The sequence below is a fragment of the Succinatimonas hippei YIT 12066 genome, from assembly GCF_000188195.1.
GTDB classification, from domain to species: Bacteria; Pseudomonadota; Gammaproteobacteria; order Enterobacterales; family Succinivibrionaceae; genus Succinatimonas; species Succinatimonas hippei.
In genome coordinates, this window is the sequence record NZ_GL831000.1 from 1 (window position 1) to 8,241 (window position 8,241).

Sequence of the window (8,241 nt, forward strand, 5' to 3'; positions counted from 1 at the left end):
CTGACAACGAAGACACTTACACTGTATCAGGAGGATTCAGACACAGCTTCTAACCACATTTAAGCGTCAGTCACAAAAAGAAAACTCAAGACTGACGCTTATACCGATTTGGGCCGCACTTTCTATGTCGTTTTATGAAAGTTTGCCTCTTGCGGCCCTATTTGCATTCTATAAGATCTTTTCGCTTTTTCCTTGTCTTTTTAAGTTTAGAAATAATTAAATGTCATGATAAAACCTAGCTCCATCAGCGCATTTTTCAATGTGAAAAAATATCGTGAATAAAGCTTGTTTTTGCTGGTTTCCTTAAGTCATTTCGTGTATAATTTTGCAGCCCCTCTAATTAAGCTCCGAATTCCCACTCGGTAGTCTTAATGCGGAAACTAAAAAAATTTCCGTTTGGTAAAGAGACCGGGATACTCCCGGGTAGTTTTAAAGGATTGATTTCCTTCAAAAAAGGGTTTTTTGATGAAAACTTATGTTGCCAAGCCGTCCACTATTAAACGTGACTGGTTTGTTGTTGACGCAGCCGGAATGACTCTCGGCCGCCTCGCTACTGAAATTGCTTTACGCCTTCGCGGCAAACACAAGCCCGAGTACACCCCGTTCATGGATACCGGTGATTACATTATCGTAATCAACGCTTCCAAGGTTAAGGTTACCGGCAATAAGGCTACTGATAAGATGTACTATCATCACACCGGCTTCCCTGGTGGAATTAAGTCAGAGTCTTTCGAAAAATTGATTGCTCGTAAGCCTGAGCAGGTCATCGAAACTGCCGTTCGCGGTATGCTTCCGAAGGGACCGTTAGGCCGTGCTATGTTCCGCAAACTCAAAGTATATGCTGGTGAGACTCATGAACATGCAGCTCAGCAGCCTCAGGTTTTAAAGTTTTAAAGGAGCAATAGCAAATGGCTGTAAATCAGTATTATGGTACCGGACGTCGTAAGAGTTCAACTGCCCGTGTTTTCATTAAACAGGGTACCGGTAAGATGGTCATTAATGGCCGTTCTTTAGAGCAGTATTTCGGTCGTCCTACTTCTCGTATGGTTGTTGCTCAACCTTTAGAGCTTTTAGATGTAGCCGATAAGTTCGACATTTACGTTACCGTTATCGGCGGCGGTATTTCAGGACAGGCCGGTGCTATTCGTCACGGCATTACCCGTGCTTTGATGGAATACGATGAGAGCTTCCGTCCCGCTTTACGTAAGGCAGGTTACGTTACTCGTGATGCTCGTAGCGTTGAGCGTAAGAAGGTTGGTCTCCATAAGGCCCGTAAGCGTCCGCAGTACTCCAAGCGTTAATCGTTTCGTACGGATTGTGTTTCAAGACCCTTGTCGAAAAAACGACAGGGGTTTTTTATTTTTAGCGCTCTTAATATAATTACAAGAAAAAATAATAGGAGCAAAACCATGCAGCGGATGAGCAGTTTTAACCCTTACATTTTTAAAGCCTTTTATGATTGGTTAATTGATAATGAAATAACCCCGCATCTTTTAGTAAACGCAGAAGTAAAAGGGGTGCAAGTTCCTCAAAGCTATGTTCGTAACGGAAAGATTGTATTGTCAATTTCCGCTCGAGCCGTAAGAAACTTTTCAATCGATCAGAAAAATATTTCTTTTTATGCCCGCTTTAGCGGTCAAGACGAGTTTATCGTGATTCCGTACAACGCGATGATGGATTTAATCGCTGTTGAAAATGAAATTCGTTATCCGCTTGAAATGTGGCTTACTCCCGATCCCGAGGATGAAGATAGTGAAAAGGAAGAATCAGATGATAATGTAGTCGGCTTTTCAGCTGTTGATGATTCAAATGCTGATTCAGAAGAGCAAAAGGATGAAAATGAAAATAAGGATTCCGGACCTTCATTTACAATCTTAAAAGATGATTAGTCTATAATTAGGAAAAGATAAATAAAAAAGACCCAGCGGGTCTTTTTTATTCAATATTCAGTTTTAATATTAACGCGCAGATCCTGCGGTTATCCAAAGCGGAGCGGTTTCAATTAAATGACCGTTGATTTGAATATCACCGGAAAGTCCGTGAAGCACGTCGGCTTTGTTCTGATTAAGATTGTTTAAATTAAAAGCAGTGTTGACGCTGTCATAAGCAGTAGCAAAAACTCTTTGAACAAAAGCATTGGCTTTAGGCATAGCGTTAAAGAGCGACTGCTTAATCGGAGTGTCGGTAAGCATCCAAGGACTGTCGCCAAGATGCGCGCCGCTCATCGCGATTTCAATAGATGAATTGTTAAGACCCGGATTGCTGGAAGCTGTCAAATAGACCGGCATATTTCCCGGAAGCTTGGTTTTAACTGCGGCAGCTTCCATGGCATTGGCGTTGATGTATGCGCTGTCTTTACCGGAAAGCTGACAGGTGGTGACTGAATTACCGGCATCGCTTACAGTTTCAAAAGAGCATACCGGGACATTTTGATGCTTAACTTTGCTCCACAACTGATTAAAACCATGTGCAGCACGCTGGTTGTCAACAGCTGATGATGCAAAAATCACCGGAGCTTGACGGTTGTCACTCATCATTTTAGCGGCGGCAAGAGCTCCTTCGTAATCGGGGCTTAAATCAAAGTACCAGATATTATCGGGAATTGTTTCGACTTTGTTGTATACGATAGCGGGGATCTTGGTACCGGATGCAATCAAATCCGATACTTCAGGTTTTAAGACGGCACCTAAAATAAAGGCTGTACCTTTTTGATTGGCGGCATTAAGGATTTGATCCATAGTCAAAACGTTGCTGTCGTAAAAAGTAACGTTGACCTTTTCGCTACGATCTTTTAAAGCAGCTAAGATACCAAGTTGTGCAGGTTTACCGGCCATTTCGGCAAAACGTCCGCTTAAAGGAAGAATTACGGCAATTTCGTCACCGTTTTTTAGCTGCGGTAAGGCTGTCGCTGCTGCAGGATCGGTAGACGGTACTAATGTCTCAAGAGCGGATGTCCTAGCGCTTATAAGCAGATTTAAAGGATGGGATGGGTATTTTTGCGCAAATTGATTTAATAATTCCTGTTTTGCACCGCGGTTTTGGGAGCTGTTGATAATGGCATATTCGAAATATCCGCTATCAAGAGGATCGGTAGCCCTCTCAAGTTCGAGCGACAAATCATTTTGGCCTAAAAGTTCAAGGTTTTTGACTGTTTCGTTTAAAACAGTTTTTTTGGAGTCATCATTAACCAAATCAACTAAAACTTTCTGGCTTGCGTATGCTTTTAGCAGATTGTCTTTATTGCCGCTTTGCTTGTAAAGGTTGCTTTGCACTCTTGAGTTTAATTGATGGTAATAAGCTGCTGCCTGCTTGGGAAGAGTTAAAGCATTGACTTTTTCAAGAGATGCCGCAGCTTCAATTAAATTGTTTTCATTAACGTTAATTAAAGCGGAGATTATTTTAGCTTCGTCCTGCTGCAGCGGAGTAATGGCAAGAGTGTTTAATTCAGAAACGATTGCTTTGGCGCTAGCCAAATCTCCTGAGGTTATATAGCTGCGTGCAAGCAGGATCATCGCCTGATATTGAGAGTCAGTATCTGAGGTATTGACGAGCTGACGGTATTGGGCAGTAGATTGGGTTAAAGGTCCGAAAGCTGTGTCAGTGCTTAAACCGGTTTTTGCAGATTGCATCGCACAGGAACTTAAGAAAACGGCAAGTGCCGCACTTAATGTGCAAACCCTTATCGTATGGATGAAAGAATGATTTTTCACGATATTTTTCCCGATGATAAAACTTATATTATTTTAACCGCCTCTCCAGGCTAAATTCCGGAGATTCCTGTTGTCGACCTCTATCGAGATTTTATTGACAGTAAAGTCGAGTAAGTCCTGCCCTTGTTTTGTATAGATTTTATAGAGTCAATAACTACAGTTTTGATTTTTATCTGTATTTATGAGCAGTTATTCTTTTGTAGTATAGCATATGCCTTATATCTGCGTTCTAAAGAACGGAGTTTTACAGCATTTTTGATAAAATATATTGGTAAAAAAAAAGCTGAAGCTTATTGAGAAATAACAGGAATTTTAAATGTTAGAAAGTGCGCTTTACATTGTCCCGACACCGATTGGCAATATGCAGGATATTACACTTAGAGCAATAGAGGTTTTAAAAAACGCCACTTTGATTGCCGCAGAAGACACAAGACATTCCAAATTATTGCTTGATCATATCGGGGTTAAGGGCACGAGAATGATAAGCTGTCACGATCATAATGAAGAGCAGCGCGTTGAAATTATTAAAAACGAAATCGAAAAAGGAGGTGCGGTTGCTTTAATAAGTGACGCGGGAACTCCTTTGATTTCAGATCCCGGGTATAGAGTGGTTTCTTTGTGTGCAAAACAAAATGTTAAAGTGGTTCCGCTGCCCGGTCCTTGTGCTGCAATTACCGCACTTGAAATGGCGGGACTTCCTACTGACAGCTTTTTATTCGCCGGATTTTTGCCGGTTAAAGATAAGGAGCTTAGGGAAAAAATTTCAACATTAACGGCAAATTCTGTTACTACCGTATTTTATGAAGCGCCAAGACGAGTTAAAAATACGGCAAAAGTAATGGCTGAGATTATTCCCGAGCATGACATATGCGTTTGTAGGGAGCTTACTAAAGCTTTTGAATCGGCATATCGAATGAAGGTTAAGGAGTTGCCCTCTTTCTTAGAAGAAGATGAAAACCGTACTCGCGGGGAATTCGTGCTGGTAGTTGGGCCTGCTCCAACCAAGGAAAGTGAGGAGGTTGATGAAAAAGTAGTGGTTGCGCTTAAAAAGCTTATTGAAACTTCGCCTGTAAAGGTCGTGTGCTCTTCTTTATCCGATATTACCGGAATTAACCGTAATCGTCTTTATGATATAGCGCTTAAGCTTAAATCAAACTCGTAAAATCAGACATATATGATATAATTTGCCGCAAGTCAGCCAGGCAATCGCTGCTGTGCACGCGTGTTTTTGCATACGGTCACAGGGGAGGAAAGTCCGGGCTCCATAGGACGGGGTGCCAGATAACGTCTGGGAAGCGTGAGCTTACGACAAGTGCAACAGAAAGTATACCGCCGGAACTTGTTTTCGGTAAGGGTGAAATGGTGCGGTAAGAGCGCACCGCGTTTTTAGTAATAAAAACGGCAGGGTAAACTCCACCCGGAGCAAGATCAAATAGGTCTCCATTTTGTGTGGTCCGCACGGGAGACGGGTAGATTGCTTGAACCGATGAGCAATTGTCGGTCTAGATGAATGATTGCCGCTGCTTTGCAGAACAGAACCCGGCTTACAGGCTGACTTGCTATCCTAATCCTATATAAGTAAAAAAGTGCATTCCTTTGTACTTTGTCGCTTAGTGCCTACTAATTGCATTTAAGATGCATCTTTTCTTTAAATGATTATAATTTTTAGCCTGTTTAAGGCTATAATTATTTATTCTTCTATTCCTTTTGTTTGTGTCGTTAAATGAAAACTCTCAATATATTTAAATATTGTGCGTTAAGCGCCGTTTTCGCGCTTAGTGTTCAGCTTGCGGTTGCTTCTCCTTCAATTCCTCTTTATGAAAAATCATTTTCTTTTATAGACGCAAGTCCTCAAGCCGTTTCTCAATATCGCGATATCTACATGCAGGCAAAACAGGCATTTAAGGACGGTGATTTTGAAAAAGGCCGCGCGTTGCAGAGTTCTTTGCCTGAAAATTATCCGTTAAATTTATGGCTTGATTATTTTTATTTATCGCGTGAACCGTCAACTGCTAAATTTAACGAAGTGATGCGTTTTATTAAAGAAAATAAGCAGAAGGAACTATCGCGGCTGCTTCGCAACACGTACGTACATTATTTGGCAAACCGCGGACAATATTCTCTTGTTGATAAGCTGTTGCCTACAAAACCTTTTGATGAAAACGCCAAGCTTAACTCCTCGCAAAAGGCTTTGATGTGCCGTTTTTATGAAAGTAAATGGCAAAACGGCAAGGGAAGTGAGGAAGCAGTTGCTTTTGCCTCTAAACTTTATCTGCAGTTGGGGCGTCAGCCGAGTGACTGCAACGGTTTGTTCGCTATTTGGAACAGCCGCGGATATTTAACCGACAGAATTAAACTTGAAAAGTTTGAACGAGCCTATATTCAAAAATCATATCGCCAAACCACAAATTCTTTAGCTTCATCTTTAAGCTCTTCTTCATTTGCTTCCCGCGTTAACGAGCATATGAAGTACTATTCCGATCCTTTGAAAATTTTCGATTCTTTAATCGTAAACTCAAAAGCCGACAAGCGTATTGCCGTACTTGCGTTCAAGCGTTTTGCCAAACAAAATCCAAGTGAAGCTGCGGATTTATATTCAACTTTTGTAAATCGTTTTAATCCAAGCGAAATTGAGGCTGTCGATATTAAGAAAATTTTGGCTGAAAACCTGTTGTCCCGCGGCCGTCCTTTATCTGATGTTAAATGGGTGGATAAAAATCTTCCTGCGGTAGGCTGGACGGAAAATATAAAAGAGCTGCGCTTGCGCAGAGCAATTTGGTTCGCTCAATGGGAAACCGTCTATAAACTCCTTCAAAGCATGAATGAAGACTTTGTAAGCCAAATTAATTGGAAATATTGGCTCGGACGTTCTGTTTATGAATTAGGTCGTATAGAGGAGGGGAGCGAAATTTTAGCCGAGGTAGCAAAAGATCGCAGTTTCTTCGGATTTTTAGCCGCACAGTTTTTAGATGAAGATTTGCCGTTTAATGAGGAAACTCTTTCAAGTCATGCGTCATGGCCCGGATCCGTTAAGAACGATCCTGCTGTTATCCGTTTCTTTGAACTTTACGGTATGGATGACGGAGATGCCGTGTTTGAGTGGCGCGAAATTGCCAAGAACTCAGATGACGATACGGCGATGCTTATGGCCGAGTGGGCATTAAGACAAGGTAATACCGCCTATGCTATAGACAGTGTCGTAAGCTCCGGCCGCTGGGATGCTTTGGCTTACCGTTTCCCGATTGTCTATTTTGATATCTATCAAGCGCAGTCTAAAGAACAGGGCGTTTCATTATCATTCATGTACGGTGTATCTCGTCAGGAAAGTATGTTAAATCCGTCAATTCGTTCTCCTGTAGGAGCTGTCGGACTGATGCAGTTGATGCCCGGAACGGCTAAGATGGTTTCAAGACAGAGAGATTGGAGCTATAACGGCACTCAGGATTTAGTGATCCCGGAAAAGAATGTGCGCTTAGGTGCGGCATATCTGCGCGACATGCTGGATAAATTCGGTAATAACCGTATTTTGGCTGCCGCAGCTTACAATGCAGGACCGGGACGAGTCGTGCGTTGGGAGTCAAAGGACGGTATTAAGCGTGATGCGGCAATGTATGTTGAGAATATTCCTTTCGCCGAAACAAGAAAATATGTACAGAATGTGCTTTTGTATGATGCTATCTATCAGAAACTGTTGACCGGTAAGGAAGGAGCACTACTTTATGCCAATGAAATCAACTACAATTATTAAAAATTAATTTCTTTAAAATCATATGGTTAAAATATTTTTTCAAAGATGGTGTTTACAATCAAAAAAAATTTGATATTATATGCGCCATTGATTCGTTGCCCAGGTGGTGGAACTGGTAGACACGCTACTTTGAGGGGGTAGTTCGCGAGAGTGCGGGTTCGAGTCCCGCCCTGGGCACCATTCGCAAAAGACCTTAGATTAGGTCTTTTTTATTGCCCGTATGGTTAGCATGCGCTTACTAATATCACGAAATTTTCAGTCCGGATAAAATCTTCTTTAGATTTCTTTAAGCAGACCGCCATCGCGCTGTTTGAGTTCTTTTTTCCGCGGTTTGCTTCATCAATCCCGGTATCGTAGTAGGACATAGGATATTTCACGCTAAAAAATCAAGGTATTCTCGCTGTTTTTTGGATAAAGAATTTATCTCATGATCATTCGTGTCGCTGAAGCGGAATTCCTTAATTTTTCGCTGTTCATCCATAATGCAGATGAGTGTAAGGTGCGGCAGCTCCTACCGTGATTTACCGCACCTTCTATCCTGCAGTATAAAAGGAATACAAAGTCAGCGCGATGAATTTGATAAAGCATTTACTGTATAAAGAATCTTCGAAGCTGACGCGGAAGCGTTTAAGCTACATGCGGCTTTTAAGCTTGGTGAAAGTATTTTTGATACGGTTTCTGCGGGAATAAGACAGATAGGCGACAGTAACATGTTTAATATGGTCGGAAACGGTAAAAAAAACCGGCATTTTTGATCAAAAAAGATCAGCGGCTAAAACCCCG

At 41.7% G+C, this 8,241-nt stretch carries 6 protein-coding genes, 1 tRNA gene and 1 other RNA gene; 7 read left to right on the top strand and 1 reads right to left on the bottom strand.

Annotated features, from left to right (window positions below; translation table 11 throughout):
* Nucleotides 1-465 precede the first annotated feature (465 nt).
* The 3 genes from rplM to HMPREF9444_RS10600 all read left to right on the top strand — a co-directional run bounded on the left by rplM (nt 466) and on the right by HMPREF9444_RS10600 (nt 1,889).
* Nucleotides 466-894, top strand: a complete 429-nt coding sequence (rplM, locus tag HMPREF9444_RS05755) for a 50S ribosomal protein L13 (protein ID WP_009143457.1) — start codon at nt 466-468, stop codon at nt 892-894.
* Between the two features lie 14 nt (nt 895-908).
* Nucleotides 909-1,301, top strand: a complete 393-nt coding sequence (rpsI, locus tag HMPREF9444_RS05760; protein WP_009143458.1) for a 30S ribosomal protein S9 — start codon at nt 909-911, stop codon at nt 1,299-1,301.
* Between the two features lie 108 nt (nt 1,302-1,409).
* Nucleotides 1,410-1,889 carry a ClpXP protease specificity-enhancing factor SspB gene (locus HMPREF9444_RS10600; protein ID WP_009143459.1) on the top strand — a complete coding sequence of 160 codons (480 nt, stop codon included), beginning with the start codon at nt 1,410-1,412 and terminating at the stop codon, nt 1,887-1,889.
* A 69-nt stretch (nt 1,890-1,958) separates the two neighbouring features.
* Here the strand turns inward: HMPREF9444_RS10600 and HMPREF9444_RS05770 are convergent, their stop codons facing one another.
* Entirely contained in the window at nt 1,959-3,710 is a 1,752-nt protein-coding gene (locus HMPREF9444_RS05770; RefSeq protein WP_040909305.1) for a penicillin-binding protein activator, read from the bottom strand.
* A 316-nt stretch (nt 3,711-4,026) separates the two neighbouring features.
* Between HMPREF9444_RS05770 and rsmI the strand changes: the two genes are divergently transcribed.
* The 4 genes from rsmI to HMPREF9444_RS05785 all read left to right on the top strand — a co-directional run bounded on the left by rsmI (nt 4,027) and on the right by HMPREF9444_RS05785 (nt 7,638).
* Nucleotides 4,027-4,872, top strand: a complete 846-nt coding sequence (gene rsmI, locus HMPREF9444_RS05775; protein WP_009143462.1) for a 16S rRNA (cytidine(1402)-2'-O)-methyltransferase — start codon at nt 4,027-4,029, stop codon at nt 4,870-4,872.
* 28 nt (nt 4,873-4,900) lie between these two features.
* Nucleotides 4,901-5,273: RNase P RNA component class A (rnpB, locus tag HMPREF9444_RS10605), an RNA gene on the top strand.
* Between the two features lie 160 nt (nt 5,274-5,433).
* Nucleotides 5,434-7,458, top strand: a complete 2,025-nt coding sequence (locus tag HMPREF9444_RS05780) for a transglycosylase SLT domain-containing protein (RefSeq protein WP_009143463.1) — start codon at nt 5,434-5,436, stop codon at nt 7,456-7,458.
* 97 nt (nt 7,459-7,555) lie between these two features.
* Nucleotides 7,556-7,638, top strand: a tRNA-Leu gene (locus HMPREF9444_RS05785).
* Nucleotides 7,639-8,241: the final 603 nt, after the last annotated feature.

What these genes read in the sequence shown, in the direction of transcription:
- rsmI (WP_009143462.1), top strand. Translation starts at nt 4,027, where the DNA reads ATGTTAGAAAGTGCGCTTTACATTGTCCCGACACCGATTGGCAATATG.
- HMPREF9444_RS05780 (WP_009143463.1), top strand. Translation starts at nt 5,434, where the DNA reads ATGAAAACTCTCAATATATTTAAATATTGTGCGTTAAGCGCCGTTTTC.
- rpsI (WP_009143458.1), top strand. Translation starts at nt 909, where the DNA reads ATGGCTGTAAATCAGTATTATGGTACCGGACGTCGTAAGAGTTCAACT.
- rplM (WP_009143457.1), top strand. Translation starts at nt 466, where the DNA reads ATGAAAACTTATGTTGCCAAGCCGTCCACTATTAAACGTGACTGGTTT.
- HMPREF9444_RS10600 (WP_009143459.1), top strand. Translation starts at nt 1,410, where the DNA reads ATGCAGCGGATGAGCAGTTTTAACCCTTACATTTTTAAAGCCTTTTAT.